Origin of the sequence: Streptomyces sp. NPDC047043 (genome assembly GCF_040644055.1) — a bacterium.
Classification (GTDB): domain Bacteria; phylum Actinomycetota; class Actinomycetes; order Streptomycetales; family Streptomycetaceae; genus Streptomyces.
In genome coordinates this window covers 301,499-318,086 of sequence record NZ_JBEYVO010000004.1, presented here as the reverse complement: position 1 = coordinate 318,086, position 16,588 = coordinate 301,499, and the positions used below count along the sequence as shown (strand labels likewise).

General features: G+C 71.8%; 17 protein-coding genes and 1 tRNA gene. 10 read left to right on the top strand and 8 right to left on the bottom strand.

The window, feature by feature from the left end; translation table 11 throughout:
• Positions 1 to 10: 10 nt before the first annotated feature.
• Positions 11 to 820, bottom strand: a complete 810-nt coding sequence (locus ABZ880_RS08625; RefSeq protein WP_361259008.1) for a lysophospholipase — start codon at positions 818 to 820, stop codon at positions 11 to 13.
• A 136-nt stretch (positions 821 to 956) separates the two neighbouring features.
• On the opposite strand from ABZ880_RS08625, the gene ABZ880_RS08620 reads away from it, so the two are divergent.
• The 3 genes from ABZ880_RS08620 to ABZ880_RS08610 all read left to right on the top strand — a co-directional run bounded on the left by ABZ880_RS08620 (position 957) and on the right by ABZ880_RS08610 (position 3,545).
• Entirely contained in the window at positions 957 to 2,144 is a 1,188-nt protein-coding gene (locus ABZ880_RS08620; RefSeq protein ID WP_361259005.1) for a thiolase family protein, read from the top strand.
• A 28-nt stretch (positions 2,145 to 2,172) separates the two neighbouring features.
• Positions 2,173 to 2,700, top strand: coding sequence for a universal stress protein (locus ABZ880_RS08615; protein WP_361259002.1), 528 nt, complete (start codon positions 2,173 to 2,175; stop codon positions 2,698 to 2,700).
• 71 nt (positions 2,701 to 2,771) lie between these two features.
• A complete protein-coding gene (locus ABZ880_RS08610) occupies positions 2,772 to 3,545 on the top strand; it encodes a sulfite exporter TauE/SafE family protein (RefSeq protein WP_361258999.1) in 774 nt (257 codons plus the stop codon).
• Here ABZ880_RS08610 and ABZ880_RS08605 read toward each other — a convergent pair.
• Positions 3,531 to 4,337: an HAD-IIA family hydrolase gene (locus tag ABZ880_RS08605; RefSeq protein WP_361258996.1), complete on the bottom strand. Its 807-nt coding sequence runs from the start codon at positions 4,335 to 4,337 to the stop codon at positions 3,531 to 3,533. The genes ABZ880_RS08610 and ABZ880_RS08605 overlap by 15 nt on opposite strands.
• A gap of 123 nt (positions 4,338 to 4,460) precedes the next feature.
• Here ABZ880_RS08605 and rpmG point away from each other — a divergent pair, with 123 nt between their 5' ends.
• Genes rpmG through ykgO form a run of 3 tightly spaced genes read left to right on the top strand, consistent with a single transcriptional unit; the run spans position 4,461 to position 5,074 of the window.
• Positions 4,461 to 4,625: a 50S ribosomal protein L33 gene (rpmG, locus tag ABZ880_RS08600; RefSeq protein WP_361258993.1), complete on the top strand. Its 165-nt coding sequence runs from the start codon at positions 4,461 to 4,463 to the stop codon at positions 4,623 to 4,625.
• 41 nt (positions 4,626 to 4,666) lie between these two features.
• Positions 4,667 to 4,927 carry a type B 50S ribosomal protein L31 gene (locus tag ABZ880_RS08595; RefSeq protein ID WP_361258990.1) on the top strand — a complete coding sequence of 87 codons (261 nt, stop codon included), beginning with the start codon at positions 4,667 to 4,669 and terminating at the stop codon, positions 4,925 to 4,927.
• 24 nt (positions 4,928 to 4,951) lie between these two features.
• Complete coding sequence (gene ykgO, locus ABZ880_RS08590) at positions 4,952 to 5,074, top strand: type B 50S ribosomal protein L36 (protein WP_361258987.1); 123 nt, start codon at positions 4,952 to 4,954, stop codon at positions 5,072 to 5,074.
• Here ykgO and ABZ880_RS08585 read toward each other — a convergent pair.
• The 3 genes from ABZ880_RS08585 to ABZ880_RS08575 form a co-directional block, all read right to left on the bottom strand.
• Complete coding sequence (locus tag ABZ880_RS08585; protein ID WP_361258984.1) at positions 5,055 to 7,175, bottom strand: MDR family MFS transporter; 2,121 nt, start codon at positions 7,173 to 7,175, stop codon at positions 5,055 to 5,057. The genes ykgO and ABZ880_RS08585 overlap by 20 nt on opposite strands.
• An 82-nt stretch (positions 7,176 to 7,257) precedes the next feature.
• Complete coding sequence (cobF, locus tag ABZ880_RS08580; protein WP_361258981.1) at positions 7,258 to 8,031, bottom strand: precorrin-6A synthase (deacetylating); 774 nt, start codon at positions 8,029 to 8,031, stop codon at positions 7,258 to 7,260.
• Positions 8,032 to 8,107: 76 nt separating this feature from the next.
• Complete coding sequence (locus ABZ880_RS08575) at positions 8,108 to 8,632, bottom strand: DUF309 domain-containing protein (RefSeq protein WP_361258978.1); 525 nt, start codon at positions 8,630 to 8,632, stop codon at positions 8,108 to 8,110.
• A gap of 100 nt (positions 8,633 to 8,732) precedes the next feature.
• Here ABZ880_RS08575 and ABZ880_RS08570 point away from each other — a divergent pair.
• Together ABZ880_RS08570 and ABZ880_RS08565 are read left to right on the top strand one after the other, a co-directional pair.
• Positions 8,733 to 8,806: transfer RNA gene (locus ABZ880_RS08570), tRNA-Pro, on the top strand.
• A gap of 227 nt (positions 8,807 to 9,033) precedes the next feature.
• A complete protein-coding gene (locus ABZ880_RS08565; RefSeq protein ID WP_361258975.1) occupies positions 9,034 to 10,332 on the top strand; it encodes a phospholipase D-like domain-containing protein in 1,299 nt (432 codons plus the stop codon).
• Between the two features lie 7 nt (positions 10,333 to 10,339).
• Here ABZ880_RS08565 and ABZ880_RS08560 read toward each other — a convergent pair whose 3' ends face one another.
• A complete protein-coding gene (locus tag ABZ880_RS08560) occupies positions 10,340 to 11,074 on the bottom strand; it encodes a TetR/AcrR family transcriptional regulator (RefSeq protein ID WP_361258972.1) in 735 nt (244 codons plus the stop codon).
• A 249-nt stretch (positions 11,075 to 11,323) separates the two neighbouring features.
• Here ABZ880_RS08560 and ABZ880_RS08555 point away from each other — a divergent pair, with 249 nt between their 5' ends.
• Together ABZ880_RS08555 and ABZ880_RS08550 are read left to right on the top strand one after the other, a co-directional pair.
• Positions 11,324 to 13,477: a glycosyltransferase gene (locus tag ABZ880_RS08555; RefSeq protein ID WP_361258969.1), complete on the top strand. Its 2,154-nt coding sequence runs from the start codon at positions 11,324 to 11,326 to the stop codon at positions 13,475 to 13,477.
• Complete coding sequence (locus ABZ880_RS08550) at positions 13,474 to 14,247, top strand: polysaccharide deacetylase family protein (RefSeq protein ID WP_361258966.1); 774 nt, start codon at positions 13,474 to 13,476, stop codon at positions 14,245 to 14,247. Before ABZ880_RS08555 ends, ABZ880_RS08550 begins: the two co-directional genes overlap by 4 nt.
• On the opposite strand, the gene ABZ880_RS08545 is transcribed toward ABZ880_RS08550, so the two are convergent.
• Both ABZ880_RS08545 and ABZ880_RS08540 read right to left on the bottom strand, forming a co-directional pair.
• A complete protein-coding gene (locus tag ABZ880_RS08545; protein WP_361258963.1) occupies positions 14,218 to 15,360 on the bottom strand; it encodes a glycosyltransferase in 1,143 nt (380 codons plus the stop codon). The genes ABZ880_RS08550 and ABZ880_RS08545 overlap by 30 nt on opposite strands.
• Positions 15,357 to 16,577 carry an ATP-grasp domain-containing protein gene (locus ABZ880_RS08540; RefSeq protein WP_361258960.1) on the bottom strand — a complete coding sequence of 407 codons (1,221 nt, stop codon included), beginning with the start codon at positions 16,575 to 16,577 and terminating at the stop codon, positions 15,357 to 15,359. The genes ABZ880_RS08545 and ABZ880_RS08540 overlap by 4 nt, the downstream gene beginning before the upstream one ends.
• Positions 16,578 to 16,588 lie beyond the last annotated feature (11 nt).

Sequence of the window (16,588 nt, the reverse complement as noted above, 5' to 3'; positions counted from 1 at the left end):
TCGGATGGCGTCAGTTCGTGAGCACGTCGTCCACGAACCGCGTCAGGTCCGCGAAGACCTCGGCCTTGTTCGTCTCGTTGAACACCTCGTGCCGGGCACCGGCGTAGATCCGCTCCACGAGGCGGCCGCCGCTCAGCTGCTCGACGCCGACGCGGCTGCCCGGGAGGGGCACCAGCCGGTCGTCGTCGCCGTGCAGCCACAGCAGCGGGAGCCCGCCGATGTCGCCGGACTTGGCGACGGTCTCCAGGGTGCGGGCGAACGCCTCCACCGTCGGCCGCTTCATCGGCCCGTGCCAGACCAGCGGATCGGCGGCGTACGCCTCCCCGACCGCCGGGTCCCGGGAGAGCGAGGCCGGGCTGATGGGCGTGTCCGGGATCTCGTCGAGCGCGAGCAGCCGGCCCGGCAGCTCCCAGACCCCGATCACCGGCCCGGACAGCACCAGGGCGGCGAGTTCGTCGCCGTAGCGCTGGGCGTAGCGGGCCGAGATCAGGCCGCCCATGGAGTGCCCGATCATGACGACCGGTACGCCGGGGTGCGCGGACCGGGCGAGGGCGGCCACGGCGTGGAGGTCGGTGACCACGTCCTCGAAGTCCCCGACCAGCACCCGCTCGCCCGCCGACCTCCCGTGCCCCGTGTGGTCGGGCCCGAACACGGCCGCGCCGTGCCCGACCAGGACGTCGGCGAGCTCCTCGTACCGGCCGATGTGCTCGCCGTAACCGTGCACCACCAGGGCGACGTACCGCGGTCGCTCGTGCGGCCACTCTCGTGCGGTGATCGTGCCCCTGGTTCCGGTCAGGACGTGCTCGCGGGCGTCGGCCATGTCTCCTCCAGCTGCGTCGGTGAAGGTCCCCGTGGATCTTCCCAGGGAGCCGCCCGGCGGTCTATAGTCCAAAACTAGCGGTGCTAATTAAACGGCTGCCGCCCGGGTGCAGCCGCCGTAGCTCAGGAGTCCTGTCGTGCGTCCCGTCCATTTCGCGGCCGCCCGCCGCACCCCCATCGGCAAACTGCGCGGAGCCCTGTCCGCCGTACGGCCCGACGACCTCGCCGCGGCCGTCATCCGCGGGCTCGTCGCCGACGTACCCGCCCTCGACCCGGCGCGCATCGACGACGTCTACTGGGGCGCCGCCAACCAGGCCGGCGAGGACAACCGCAACGTCGCCCGCATGGCCGCACTGCTCGCCGGCCTCCCCGAGTCCGTTCCCGGCGCCACGGTCAACCGTCTGTGCGCCTCCGGCCTCGAGGCGGTGACGCTGGCCGCCCGCACCGTCGCCGCGGGCGAGGCCGACGTGGTCCTCGCGGGCGGCTCCGAGTCGATGAGCCGCGCCCCCTTCGTCCTGCCCCGCCCCGACGAGGCGCTCCCGCACCGCATCGAGACCGCCGACACACGCCTCGGCTGGCGCCTGGTCAACCCGGCGATGAAGGACCTCCACGGCCTGCTCTCCATGGGTGAGACCGCCGAAGAGGTGGCCTCGCGCTACGGCATCCCGCGCGAACGCCAGGACGAGTTCGCCCTGCGCAGCCACCAACGCGCCGCGGACGCCCGCAAGAACGGCCACTTCGACGACGAACTCCTGCCGGTGGAGCGGCCGGACGGCGTGCTCGTCGACGCCGACGAGTGCATCCGCGAGGACACGTCGTACGAGAAACTCGCGCGCCTGAAGCCGGTCTTCCGCGAGGGCGGCACGGTGACGGCGGGCAACGCCTCCCCGATGAACGACGGCGCCGCCGGACTCCTCCTGGTCAGCGAGGAGGCGCTCAACGACCTGGGCCTGGAGTCGCTGGGCCGCTATGTCGCCGGCGCCTCGGCCGGCGTCCACCCCGACGTCATGGGCATCGGCCCCGTCCCGGCCACCCGCAAGGCCCTCGCCCGTGCCGACTGGAGCGTCGCCGACATCCAGGAGGCCGAGTTCAACGAGGCGTTCGCGGCCCAGGCCCTCGCCTGTGTGGACCAACTCGGCATCGACCCCGACCTGGTCAACCCGAGCGGCGGCGCGATCGCCCTCGGCCACCCGCTGGGCTGCTCGGGAGCCCGCATCCTGACGACACTGCTGCACCGCATGCGGCGCACGGGGGCGGAGCGCGGCCTGGCCACCATGTGCGTGGGGGTGGGACAGGGGAGCGCGGTGCTGGTAGAGAGGCACTAGCCGTTCCTCACAGGGTGGAGGCCTCCGCATGGCTGTCGTCGTCTGGATCGTCGAGGGCACCTGGCCGGCATGCGTGGACGCCGCCCGCGCTCATACAGCCGAGGACGACGAGATCGTGCTGTTGCACGTGACCGGGCACGAGCTCCCGGGCGTCGCGCACGGCGCCTTCGCCGGACTGCTCGGCCGCGGGCACCCCTGGGGGCACCGCCCGGCCGAAGGCTGGGGGAGGGATCCCGGCATTCAGGTCGAGCACCTCGCAGCGGCTTCGGCCCAGGAGTTGCTGCAGGCCGCCGCCGACCGGCTGGGCCGCCCCTGCACCCGCGTGGAGCGCACCGGCCGGGTCGAACGCGAGGTCGTCGCGGCGGCCGAGGACGCCGGCCTGCTGATCCTGGCCCGGGACGGCGACCGCAGCCGACTTGGGCCCAAGAGCCTGGGCCCGGCCGCCCGCTTCGTGGTCGACCACGCCCCGTGCCCCGTGCTGCTCATCTGGCCCGAACCGGCACCGGACCTCGCGGACATACCGCCACCGCCTCCGCCACCGCCGCATCACCGATAGGGCCGGGCAGTCGCCACCTGTCGAGACGCTCCTTACGCCGCCGGATGCGTGCGCATAGCATCGGTCCCCGCATGGACACGATGACGCTCTGGCACATATCCGGCTGGGAGTTCGCCGCCCTCGCCTTCGCGGCCCTCCTCGTCGGCTTCTCGAAGACCGCGGTGAGCGGGGCCAACACGGTCAGCCTCGCCATCTTCGCGGCGGTGCTGCCCGCCCGCGCCTCCACCGGCGTACTGCTGCCCATCCTGATCGTCGGCGACGTCCTCGCCGTCCTCACCTACCGGCGGCACGCCCACTGGCCCACGCTCTGGCGGCTGTTCCCGGCGGTCGCGGCGGGCGTGGTGTTCGGCACGCTGTTCCTGGTGTGGGCCGACGACGGGATCGTACGGACGTCGATCGGCGCGATCCTGCTGCTGATGGCGGCGGTGACGGTCTGGCGGCGACGCACGGCCGAGGTCGAGGAGGAGCCGGACTCGGTCGCCACTCGCTCGGGCCGCGTCAAAGCCCGCTCGTACGGCGTCCTCGGCGGCTTCACCACGATGGTCGCCAACGCGGGCGGCCCGGTGATGTCGATGTATCTGCTGTCCGCGGGCTTCCGCAAGCTGGGCTTCCTCGGGACCTCGGCCTTCTTCTTCCTGATCGTCAACCTGTCCAAGGTGCCCTTCAGCGCCGGCCTCGGCCTGATCGACGGACCCTCACTGCTCCTTGACGCCGCGCTCGCGGTGTTCGTCGTACCCGGTGCGTTCCTCGGCAAATGGGCTGTGAACCGAATCAACCAGCGGCTCTTCGAGCAACTCGTGATCGCGGCCACGGTCGTGGGCGGCCTGCAGCTACTTCTCCGCTGACCCGCGCAGCAGCGCCGGCAGGTCCGCGAAGGACTCGATGACATGGTCGGGCCTGCCGCTCGCCTCCCGGTGCGTCTCCGGCAGGTACTTCCCGGTCTTGACCAGCACTCCCGTGATGCCGGCGCGCTGCGCGGCCAGCACGTCCGACTCGATGTCGTCCCCGACCATCACCGCCTCGCCCGCATCGACCCCCAGCCGGGCCAGCGCCGCCCCGAAGAACGCGGCCGACGGCTTCCCCGTGACCTCGGCCTCGGTACGGGCGGCCTTCTCCAGTCCGGCGAGAAACGCACCGGAGTCCAGCTGCAGCCCGGCGTCGGTGCGCCAGTACAGATTCCGGTGCACGGCCACCAGCCGGGCCCCGCGCTGCAGATACCCGAAGGCCCGGTTGAGCGCCGCGTAGCCGAACTCGGGCCCGGCGCCTCCGACGATGACGACGTCCGGCACGGAGTCACTGTCGACGTCGGCCGGATCGACCAGCGCGACACCCTCCAGATCCTCCCGAATGTCCCCGCTGTTGAGCAGCGCACACCGCGCCCCCGGGTGATGCTCGGCGAGATACGCGGCGGTGACGACCGGCGCGGTCAGGATGTCCGCCGCGTCCACTGCGAACCCCGCCTCCCGCAGCGTCCCGGCGATCGACGCACGGGTCCGTGACGTCGTGTTGGTCACCAGCGCGACACCGAGCCCGGCCTCCCGGAGCTCCCGCAACGCCTCCACGGCACCCGGCAGCGGCTCCCAGGAGACGGTCAGGACCCCGTCGATGTCGATCAGGACGGCACGTACAGACTCCATGGCTGGACGATAGCGGCGGACGAGCCGGCGGTCCGGGAATGCAACGGGGGGAGGCGGCGTTACAACGACTGTAATTGACATGCCCGGATCAAGGATCCGTGGTGTGGGCGAAGGGAGGACCCCATGGCACGCAGCACCGCGCGCCCCGTCGTCAAGCTGAAGTCGACGGCCGGAACCGGCGTCACCTACGTGACCCGCAAGAACCGACTGAGCGACCCCGACCGGCTGGTCCTGCGCAAGTTCGACCCGGTGGTCGGCGCGCACGTCCTGTTCCGCGAAGAGCGCTGAACCCGTCAGAAACAGCCCCAGGTTCCGAGGAGGCAAACCCCATGAAGCCCCGCATTCATCCCGACACCCGGTTCGTGGTCTTCCGCGACCGCGCCGCGGACGTCGCGTTCCTGACCCGTTCCACCGCCGACTCCACCAGGACGATCGAGTGGGAGGACGGCCGGACCTACCCGCTGGTCGACGTCGAGATCTCGTCGGCGTCCCACCCCTTCTACACAGGGAAGTCGCGGGTTCTGGACACCGCCGGCCGAGTGGAGCGCTTCGAGCGCCGCTACGGCCGCGCGGCCGAGAACCGCAGCTGACGACGGAATGAGGAGAGCAGAACCATGAAGGTGCGCAAGTCCTTGCGCTCGCTGAAGTCCAGGCCCGGCGCCCAGGTGGTGCGCCGACGCGGCGTGGTCTTCGTCATCAACAAGAAGGAACCCCGCTTCAAGGCCCGCCAGGGCTGACGGAGTTCCGGACGTCGGCTGCCCGGTGCGCGCCGCTGGACGCCAGTTCCACCGGACGCTGGGAGAGGCCGTGTGACAGGTCCTCGACCAGCAGCCGCTTTGCGATCGTGTCCACGGCAGCGCGCAGATCGGTCCCGGAGGGGCGGCCGATGTCCTGCTGTACCCGTTCCTCGAGCCACTTGGCCCACGCCTGGCTGATGACCGCGGCCTCGCGTGCGCCGGCCTCGGTGTGGGAGAGGAGCGAGCCGTCGCGGGTGAGGAATCCCTCGTCCGCCATGCGGTCGAAGACCGGCAGCAGTACCTCGGGCGGCAGGTGGCGGCGGGCGGCGATCACGCCGAGGCTCGCATGACCGACGAGTCGGTTCAACAGCTCGACCTGCATCACCGCCCAGGCGCCGGCGATGTCGAGCCGGGTGTCGCACTCCGCCATGATCCGGCGCACCGTGTCCAGGTCCGTACTGCCGATGATCTTCCCGACGGACGCTTCGAGCAGCCGCTGCGAGTCCGCGCCGTGCGGTGACGCGAACCCCTCGCCCATGTCGGTCGAGCCCGCCCGCGCGCTGTCGCGCAGCTCGACCTGCTTGAGGAACAGCGAGACGAGGAACCCGGCGGCCGCGACCGGCACGGTCCACAGGAAGACGGTCTGCAGCGTGTCGGCGTACGCGTCGATGATCGGGGCGGCAACCCCCGAGGGCAGCCTGTGCAGGCCCTCGGGGCTGGTCGCCGCCTTGGCGACGACCGCCGGGTTCACGGCTCCGGACCTCGCGGCCTCCGCGACCCCGTCGGTGAGGTTCGGCTTGAGGGTGTTGGTGTAGATCGTGCCGAACACCGCCGTACCGAAGGAACTGCCCAGCGTACGGAAGAAGGTCACACCGGAGGTCGCGGTGCCGAGGTCGGCGTAGTCGACGGTGTTCTGCACGGCGATCGTCAGGACCTGCATGCACAGGCCGATGCCGGTGCCGAGCACGAACATGTACAGCGACTCCAGCCAGGCGCCGGTCGACGGCCCCATGAGGGACATCAGATACAGGCCGACGCCCATCACCAGCGAGCCGACGACGGGGAAGTAGCGGTACTGGCCGGTCTTGCTGACCACGTTGCCGCTGAACACCGACGCGATCAGCAGCCCGATCACCATCGGCAGCGTCCGTACGCCCGAGATCGTGGCCGAGTCGCCGTCGACGTACTGCAGATAGGTCGGCAGATACGTCATCGCGCCGAGCATCGCGAACCCGACGATGAAGCTGAGCACCGAGCAGACCGTGAACACCGGGTTGGCGAACAGCCGCATGGGCAGCATCGGTTCGCGTGCCCGGGTCTCCACCCAGCAGAACAGCCCGAGCGCGACCGCGCCGCCGGCGAACAGGCCGATGATGGTGGCCGAAGTCCACGCGTACTCGTTGCCGCCCCAACTCGTCGCCAGGATCAGCGCGCTCGCGCCGACCGCGACGAGGGCGATGCCCAGGTAGTCGATGACGGGCCGGGACGCGGACTTCACCACCGGGATGGTGCGGGCAGCCGCGACGACCACGAGGATCGCGATCGGCACGTTGACGTAGAACGCCCAGCGCCAGGACAGATGGTCGGTGAACACCCCGCCCAGCAGCGGCCCGATGACGGTGGCCACCCCGAACACGGCCCCGATCGCTCCCTGGTACTTGCCGCGCTCCCGCAGCGGGATCACGTCGGCGATCAGCGCCATCGCCGTCACCATCAGCCCGCCCGCGCCGATGCCCTGCATCGCCCGCCAGGCGATCAGCAGCGACATGTTCGTGGCCAGACCGCACAGGAACGAGCCGGTGATGAAGACGACGGCCGAGACCTGGAAGACCACCTTGCGCCCGAACAGGTCGCCGAACTTGCCGACCAGCACCGTCGAGACGGTCTCCGCGAGCAGGTACGAGGTCACCACCCACGACATGTGTGCGGCACCGCCGAGGTCCGACACGATCGTCGGCAGGGCCGTGCCCACGATCGTCTGGTCCAGGGCCGCGAGCAGCATCCCGAGCATGATCGTCACGAAGACGACGTTGCGCCGGCGCGAGTCCAGCACGGGCGGCTGCGAGGCGGCGGGCGGGGCGATGTCCTCGGCGACTGTCACGTGGTCACGATCACACCGGTGGACCACCCGTGCATGCGGGACCGGTCCGCTCGGGTGGCCTATGCGACACAGCCGCTGCGGGTCAGTCCTCGGGCTTCCTCCGCAGCAGATACGTGTCCATGATCCATCCCTTGCGCTCGCGGGCCTCCGCGCGCAGCCGCTCGATCCGCGGCGCGGCCTCGGCGATCGGCCCGGAGGCGAGGATCTCGTCCGGGGTGCCTATGTAGGCGCCCCAGTAGATGTCGATGTCCTGCCCGGCGTACTTCCGGAACGTCTGGTGGGCGTCCAGCATCACCACCACGTCGTCCACCCCTTCCGGGAAGCCCTCGGCGAGCCGCCGCCCGGTGGTGATCTGCACCGGCCCGGCGACGCGGTTGAGCCCCGTGCGATGCCGGGCGACGAGCGCCGAGACACTGCTGATCCCCGGCACGACGTCGTAGTCGAAGTCCACTGCGCCCCGCTCCAGCACCTCTTCGAGAATCCCGATCGTGCTGTCGTACAACGCCGGGTCCCCCCACACCAGGAACGCGCCGCTCTGCTCCTCGCCCAGCTCCTCGGCGATCAGCCGCTCGTAGATGCCGGCACGGGCGCTGCGCCAGTCCCCGACGGCGGGGGAGTAGGCCGCACCGCCCGCGCTCCGGTCCCGCTCCGGGTCCCGCGCCTCGACCACTCGATACGAGGACCCCTCCGGTATGTGCGCGTCGAGCATGTCCCGACGCAGGCGCGTGAGATCGCTCTTCACCTCGCCCTTCTCGAGAATGAAGAAGACGTCCGTGCTCCGCAGCGCCTTGACGGCCTGCAGGGTGAGCTGGTCGGGGTCGCCCGCGCCGATGCCGATGACATGAATCTTTCGCACCCCCCGAGTCTGCCGCACGCCACTGACAGTCCGTACATCACCTCCGCACCGAGCGGACAGGGCAGGGACTCGTCCCCTACGGCACCTGCCCCCGAAGCCGCGGCGCCCGAGCCTGCGCGTCGACGGTCCCGCCGCCCGCCTCCACGTCGTCCGCCAGCCCCCGCCCCCAGGCGACCAGCCCCACCAGATCCATCCCGTAGGGCCGCTGCCGCCCCGACTGCGCCGCCCACTGCTCCACGCCGCCGGCGCCCCGCCGCAGCAGCCGGGCGCCGCCCGTGACATTCCCGCGGGCGGCGTGCGTGAGCCCCACGGCGACCTGCGCCAGCCCCCGCCACAGCTCCCGCTCCTCCTGCGGCCCCGACTTCCAGGCGTCCTCGAACACCTCGTGCGCGTGGAAGGGCCTGCCCGCGTCCAGCAACCCCTGCGCCTCGGCGACGCTCTGCTCCGGGGTGCGCACGATGCCCTCGGGCTGCCGGGCCACGCCCTGCGCCTCGTACGGGAGGGGCCGCCCGAGCCCGTCCCGCGGCCGGGCATTGCGCGCCCGCCCCTCGCCGTCCCGGTCCCGCGCGCCCGTCGATCGTCCTGAGGATGTACTGCCCATACGCCGATTGTCCCGCGCCCCGTGACCGGCTTCGGCGCGGTCCCCGACGTGGGGTAAAGTGCTGTCCGCGCGATCACGCGGTTCACAGCGGACAGCGCACCGGGACGTGGCGCAGCTTGGTAGCGCACTTGACTGGGGGTCAAGGGGTCGCAGGTTCAAATCCTGTCGTCCCGACGGTGCGAAGGGTCTTCGCGGGCGAGAGCCTGCGGGGCCCTTTTCGTATGCTTCGGTTACCGCTCGCCGCTCGTGCGCACTCGCCACTCGTCGAGCTTCCCCAATGCTCCGAATGCCTGGACTCTCCAGTCGCCCGCCGCACCCCTGCCGCACAAAGTGACCTCGCCCGGCACAGAGTGATCTCTTCGCTTCCGTGCTCCCTCCCTACTCTCGAGGAAAGGGCGAAGATGACCCGTTCGACCGTGGGCCCGCAGCCGGCTCGCCCCCTCCGTGTGCCGGCGCTCGTCGCCGTAGTCCTCCATCTGGTGGCCGCTCTTCTCGTCGGCACCGCGACACCCGCCGCCGCGCTGACCAAGCCGGTCATCAACGGGCCCGTGTTCAACGACCCGCTGGGCACCCCGGAGCAGCAGAAGGCGATCTTCACCCAGCTCGTCCGGCTGATCGACGCGACGCCCGCCGGGGCGACGATCCGCGGCTCGATGTACGAGTTCCAGGACCAGGAGGTCGCCGACGCACTGCTCGCCGCCGACGAGCGCGGCGTCAACGTCAGGCTCATCGTCGACGAGTCGACCTATGTCGGCGAGGGGGGCGTCGGGTACAACAACCCGGTCTACCGGTCCCTCAGGTCCGGGCTCGGAACCAATGACGCCGCCCGCTCCTGGATCGTCGTCTGCGACGACAGGTTCGAGGACGCCGACGGCGTGGACGACGTCATGCGCGGCTGCCTGAGCGTCGCCCCGCCCGCACCGGCGTACAACCACAACAAGTACTTCATCTTCTCGAAGGTCGGCCCCTTCGACGACGGCACCAGCTACTCGAAGGTCGTCTTCCAGACCTCCTCGAACCTCTCCGACTGGTACAAGGTCGAGTCCTTCAACGACGCCGTGACCTTCGTGGACGCCACCGTCTACGACGGCTACGCGTCGTACCACGAGAAGCAGCGCGTCGGGCGCACCCTCGCGGGCGGCAACAACCACGTGTACTTCTCCACCCCGACCGGCTCGACCTACCGGGCCTTCTTCTTCCCGCGCGGCGACGCCTCGTACAACAACCCGGCCACCGACACCGTCGTCAAGGCTCTCAACGAGGTCAGCTGCGCCTACACCGGAACGGACGGGCAACGGCACCAGACCGACATCCGCATCCTGATGCACACCTTCTACGGCTCGCGCATCCAGGTCGCCGACAAGCTGGCCCAGCTGCGCGGCAGGGGCTGCTGGATCGACATCATCTACGCCGAGAGCGACTCCAAGATCACCAACAAGCTGACCGTGGCCGGCATCCAGCACCGCAGGTGCCGCATCCCCAACGGCCCGGGCATCGACGTCCGTCCGCACAACAAGGAGATCCTGATCGACGGCGACTACGGCGGCAGCATCACCCCGCGCGTCTACACGGGCAGTGCCAATCTCGCCGGGTCGTCGCTGCGCTCGGCCGATGAGGCGCTCGTACGGATCGTCAGCGCGTCGTACCACGCGAAGTATCTGAGCACCTTCTACAAGATCCGCTCCGCCTGCGGGGGGTGACGGGCGGTCACTTTCCGGATGCCTGGGTGAAGCGGTCGAGCAGCGCGTCCAGCCCGGCCGCCAGCCCTTCCGGCCCGCCCTGCTCGGCCAGGGCGGGTGCGGTCTCCCGGAGCCGGGGCAGTTCCTGCGAGGGCATGCGGTGCAGGCCCAGGCGGAAGCCCGGATCGGGCTCGTCGGGGTTGTCCACCATGGGGCGCAGCTCCACGGACACATAGCCGAGCAGCCAGGCGGTGAAGGCCTGGAAGACGGCCGCGGAGCGGGCCTCGTCCAGCTCGGCGTCCCGGAGCAGGGCCAGCACCCGCTCGTGGTCCTTGAGGACGGCGAGCGGCCGCTGGGCCAGCGGAACCGCCAGCATGCGCGTGGAGAGCAGCGGTACGGCCCGGGGGTGCGCGAGGCAGACGTCGTACGTCGCCCGGGCGATCCGGTGCAGCTCGGCGCGCCAGGCGGGCACGGTCTCCGTCGAGCCGGTCCCGGGTCCGGCGGCCAGGCGCTCCTCCAGCTCGAGATAGAGCGCTTCGACCAGGCCGTCGAGCAGGGCGTCCTTGCTCGACGCGTACCGGTACAGCGCCATCGCCTCCACACCGAGCTCCGCGCCCAGCCGGCGCATGCTCAGCGCGGACAGGCCCTCCCGGTCCACCAGTTCCAGCGCCGCGGCCAGCACGCGCTCGCGATTGAGCCTGCCGTAGCGTCCGCGGTCGCTGGCGCGACGCGTGGGGCCGGGATCCGAGGCGCTCTTCGCCATTGCGCGTCTCCTCGCCATGCGGCCGCAGGTCCCTTCGGGGGCCGACGGCATCCGTATACGACGTAAACACGGATGCTAGCCGGAAGCGGTCGGATTTCCCCGCCTTGACCGTTCGTCCGTTTCGTCCTAGTCTGTACGTGTACAACGTAAATATACATAGAACAGCTGCCGTGAATCCTCTGGGCGGCGCTGGTCTGTCCTCCTCGGGTCGGCGGCAGATCAGCGCCGCGACTCTGGTTGGAGGGACACATGAACCGTCCACTGCGCGTCACGGTCGTCACGACCGCCGGAATCCTCGGCGGTGCAGAACTGTGGCTGCTGGCGCTGCTCGACGCCACCGACCGGCTGGACGTGGACGCGGTGATGCTGGGGGAGGGGCCACTGGGCGAGCAGTTCCGCCGCCGGGGCATCCCCTGCGTCACGCACCGCACCGGCCGTACCGGAGCGGCGATCGCGGCCTCCGTGGCATGGTTCGCACGCCGGTTGCGGGCGGACCCCCCGGACGTGGTCCTCGCCAACGGGATCAAGGCGGCGTGCGTGTGCGGCCCGGCCGCATGGCTCACCGGCGTGCGCTGCGTGTGGGCCAAGCACGACTACACCCACCCGCGGCTGATGAAGCTCCTGGCCGCGCTCATCGACGACTGCGTGGCGACGGCGGACGGACTGGTCGTCGCCTCGCGCCACCCCCGGGCCGTCCTCGTGCCGTTCCCGGCGCCGGAGGGCACCGCACTGCCCCGCGAGGCGGCCCGGGAGAATCTGGTACGACAGGGCGTCCGGCTCAACGGCCACGACGATCCCGTGTTGCTCACCCTCAGCCGAATCGTCGCCAACAAGGGCGTGGACGACGCGATCCAGGCCTTGGCGAAGCCGGGGGGCGAGCGCTGGCGGCTGGTCGCGGTCGGGGGCGACGACCCGGCCGAACCGGACGAGCGCAGCCGGCTGTTCCAGTTGGCCGCCGACCTCGGAGTGGGCGACCGCGTCGACTTCACGGGCTGGATCGAGGACGCGTGGCGGAGCATCCCCGCTGCCGACGCGGTCGCGGTACTGACCAAGCCCACCCCGGCCATGCCGCATCCGGAGGGGTTCGGCGCGGTCGCACTGGAAGCGATGCGCTCCGCGATCCCGGTGATCGCCACGCCCGGCCCCGTCGCCGAACGGGTGGCGCAACCCGGTGCGGCGCCCGCCGGGATCGCCGTGCCGCCCGGGGACCCCACCCAAGTGGGCCTGGCGCTACGGCAGTTGGCGGACTGCGACACCCGCGTCGCCATGGGCGCCGAGGGGCAGCGTCTGACCGCTTCCCATCCGGGCCCGGCCGAGTGCGCCGGACGCCTGGCGCAGATCCTGTCCGAGGCCGCCGGGCTGCCCGGTGCGGGGCTGACCGGGGCCGCGCCGGTCTCGGTCGTGACCACCGTGCTCAACGAGGCCGGCGTGATCGACAAGCTGCTCAGCCTGCTGGTCCCCCAACTGGTCGAGAACGGGGACGAGATCGTCGTCGTCGACGGCGGCTCGACCGACGACACGGCCGACCGGGTCGAGGCATGGGCCGCGAAGGACGCCAGGATCCGTCTGCTCCGCCTCCCCGGCTCGGGCATCTCGGCCGGCCGCAACGCCGGTGTGAAAAAGGCGGTCAACTCGCTGATCGCCTGCACCGACGCGGGCTGCTACCCCGATCCGCACTGGCTGGACCGGCTGCGCGCGGCGGCGGCCGAACCCGACCCGGCAGGCCTGATCACCGGTGTCTACCGGGTGTACGGCCGCGGGGCGTCGGCCCGGGCCATGTCCGCGGTGGGCTATCCGGTCCCCGAGGAGGCCCGCCATCCCGGCCTGTGGACCCGCGCGTACTGCAGGCTCTTCGGCCGCGGACTCGACGCGGCCATGCCCACCGGGCGTTCGATGGCCTTCACCCGCGCCGCCTGGCAGGACGTCGGAGGCTTCCCTGAACGGCTGCTCACCGCCGAGGACGTGGTCTTCGGCCGCGCCGTCGTCGGGGCCGGCCACCGGGCAGTCCTGGCCACCTCCGCCGAGGTCCGCTGGGAGCAGCGGCCGACGCTGCGGGAGACCGTGGCGATGTACGTCCGCTACGGCGAGGGCGACGCACACTCGGCGGACCCGCGCGCGCTTGGCCGGGACCTGGCCAGAGCCTTCGCCTACGCGGGCGCCCTCGCCGCGGCGGTGCGAGGCACGCGTACCAGGTCCGTCGCGACCACCGCGTTCGCGGCCTACGTGTCACTGCCGCTCGCCAGGGCCGTCCGCCGACGCCACTGGACGGCGCTGCCCCTCGTCCCCTTCGCCGCGGCGGTGCGCGACCTCGCCAAGGCGGCCGGAGCCGGGCGCGGACTTGCCGGTCGGACCAGAACGGACAGGGCCGTCGCACGCGGGCCGGATGCGGAGGGCCCCCGATGAGTCACTCCGCGCCGACCCGGCGACCACTGGTGTTGATGTACCACGGAGTCGGCAAGCGCCCCGCCCACCAGGACCCGTTCTGCCTGTTCGTCCCGCCGGACATGCTCCACCGACAACTGCGGCGGCTGCTCGACCGGGGCTGGACGCCCCTGACGCTCGACCGCTGTCTGAGCGGTGACTTCCCCAGGCGCAGCGTGCTGGTGACCTTCGACGACGGCTACCAGGGCCTGCTGGACGAGGGGGTGCCGGTCCTGCGTGAACTGGGGTTCCCCGCCACCGCCTTCGTGCTCACCGGCGTGCTGGGCGGCACCTCGACCTGGATGACCGACATGCCCGACGAGCCGCTGCTCGACGCCGACGGCATACGCGCACTGGCAGCCGCGGGACTGGACGTCGAATGCCACGGCTGGGACCACAGCGACCTGGCGAACGCCGACGACGGCACCCTCGCCCGCAATCTCGTGGACGCCGCAGCCGCGCTGGCCGACATCACGGGCAAGCGTGCCCGCGCCTTCGCCTACCCCTACGGGGCGCATGACGCCGCCGCCCGCAAGGCGGTTGCCGCAGCCGGGTTCGAGATCGCGTTCAGCGTGCACGACGGCGCCCGGCGCTACGCCGTCCCCCGCGTCGACATCAACGCCACCGAGGTCGACGCGAGCTTCCGGCTGAAGACCTGGCGGGGCTATCCCGCCGTCCGCCGGATGTCCGGGGCGGTGCCCAGGCTGCGCCCCGCCCTGCACTCACTGATCGGCTGCGCCCACCGGCCCTGACCAGACGCGGCGGGCGTCGTCGTACACGCTGTACATGCGCTCGACGACCCGCCGCACGTCGTGATGGCGGCGGATGTGCGCCTGCGCCTCCTCGCCGAGCGCACGGCCGGTCGCCGGATCGGCCAGCAGACGTGCCACGGCGGCCGCGAACGCACCCGGGTGCCCCAACGGCACGACGGCGAAGGGAAGATGACGGGGCGGCAGGAACTCCCGTGCCCCCGGCACATCGGTGACGACGACGGGACGTGAGCAGGCCATGGCCTCCAGCGGGGCGAGGGCCATGCCCGCCTCCCAGCGCGAGGCCAGCACCACGAGATCGGCCGCGAGATACCAGTCGCGGGGGTCGACGACGGCTCCGGCGAACCCGACGGCCGGGGACGCTCGCGCGGCCAGCAGCGAACGGTCCGGCCCGGCCCCGACCAGGACCAGCCGCGCCTGCGGTATCCGCGCCTCGACCTCCGCCCAGGCGTCGAGCAGCACGTCCTGCCCCTTCTGACGGCAGAGCCGCGCCACGCACACGGCCAGCGGTCCGGGCACCCGGACGTCGAGCCGGTGCCGGGCGGCCTCCCGCGCGGAGGCCTCCGGCGGACCGCACCAGTCGAGGTCCACCCCGTTGCGTACGACGGCGTACCGGCACCGGATGCCGGCGGCCGCCCCGTGGGCACGCTCGCCCTCGCTGACGCACACCACCTGGTGCGCCCATCGCGCGCCCGCCCGCTCCCACCGCACGGCGGCGGTCCGCAGGGCGGCGGGAGCGCCGTCGAACGACCAGGCGTGCGGCTGATAGACGGTGGGCAGGCGGCCGCGGATCGCCAGGCGGCCCGCGAGGCCGGCCTTCGCGCTGTGCAGGTGCACCACATCCGGACGCACCCCGTCCACGATGCGCCGCACTCCGGCCACCTCGCGCGGGAGCGCCGGACCGGGGGAGCGTACGGCGTCCCACCGCACCACCTGGGCCCCGCGCCTAGCGGCGGTCCGCGCCAGCGTGCCGGCGGTCGGACACGCCACGACGACCCGGTCGCCCTGCGTGCACTGCCCGGCGGCCAGGTCCGTGACCACTCGGGCGACGCCCGCCTCGCTCGACTGCGCGATGTGCAGGATGGTCCGCGTCACGACACCGCGCCCTTCTGCGCCAGGGCGCGGACGGGTTTCGTGAGTCGCCGTGCCACGGTCCCGCTGAACCGCACCGCTTCGGCGACCGCCGGCACGGGATCGTCCGGGGTCAACCAGGCCCGTTCGAGGTTTCGCCGCGACAGCGCCGCCGGGAGCCGGCGTTCGTGCCAGGCACTCACCGTCGCCGACACGGCGTCCAGGTTGCCCACGATGAAGCCCCGGCCGTGGATCTGCGACCCGCCCGGAACGTGCCCGCCCGTCAGGTCCAGGTACAGCGCCCGGACCACGTCCATCCCCCGCGCGGTGCTGAAGAGGCGGAACTGCTGTCCGAACCGCGGGTTGAAGTCCACCAGCTTGTAGCGGCCGTCGCGGCGGTCGAACCGCCAGTCGAGGTCGGCGATCCCGCAGTAGCCGATCGCCCGGCACAGCTCGGCGGCCAGCGTCGCGAGGACCGTGTTGGGCCGGGCCCGGGCCCGGGTGGTGAGGCCCGTCCTGGGCGGCCAGGAGCGGAGCTTGTGCCCGGTGAAGACGAGCCGGGGCGTACCTCCCGCGCCGACGTAGAGGTGGGTGAACCACTCCTCGGCGATCTCGAGAGGGATGTACTCCTGCACGATGACGGAGGGGGACTCGACCGCCCCGCACCGGTCGAGCAGCTCGTCCTCGTCGTGGACGACGGTGGTGTGCCCCATGGCGGAGCCGTTGAGCTTGGTGAACGCCTCCCGGTCCTTCAGAACCACCGGGAAACCCCACTCACGGCTCACCGCGACCAACTCGGCGCGGTCGACCGGCGATCGGGTCCGGGGCGTGGGCACCCCGTGCTCCTGGCAGATCCGGTGCAGCCCCTCCTTGCTGGCCACCCTGCGGGGCAGCGCGGGCGGCACGGGGGGCAGCACGAACCATTCGGCGAGCCGGTCGGCGTTCTCCGCCAGCAGTACGGCGGCCTCGTCCCCCTCCGGCACCGCGACCGTGGGGCGTCCGATCCTCCGGCCTATCCGCACAAGGGCCTCCACCAGTTCCGCCGTGTCCTCCCGGCCGGTCGTCGGGAGGACGAAGCGGCCGGCGAGATGGCGTGAGAGGGCGGTGGGGGTGAAGCGGTCCTCGACCATGGCGTACGCCGGGACACCCATGCGTCCCAGGGTGCGTATCACCCCGAGCCCTCCGTGGAGCTGGGGAAAACGCCCCAGCTTGACGAGCAGTGCCGGTACTTGGTCGCTCATGAGGGGCTCCT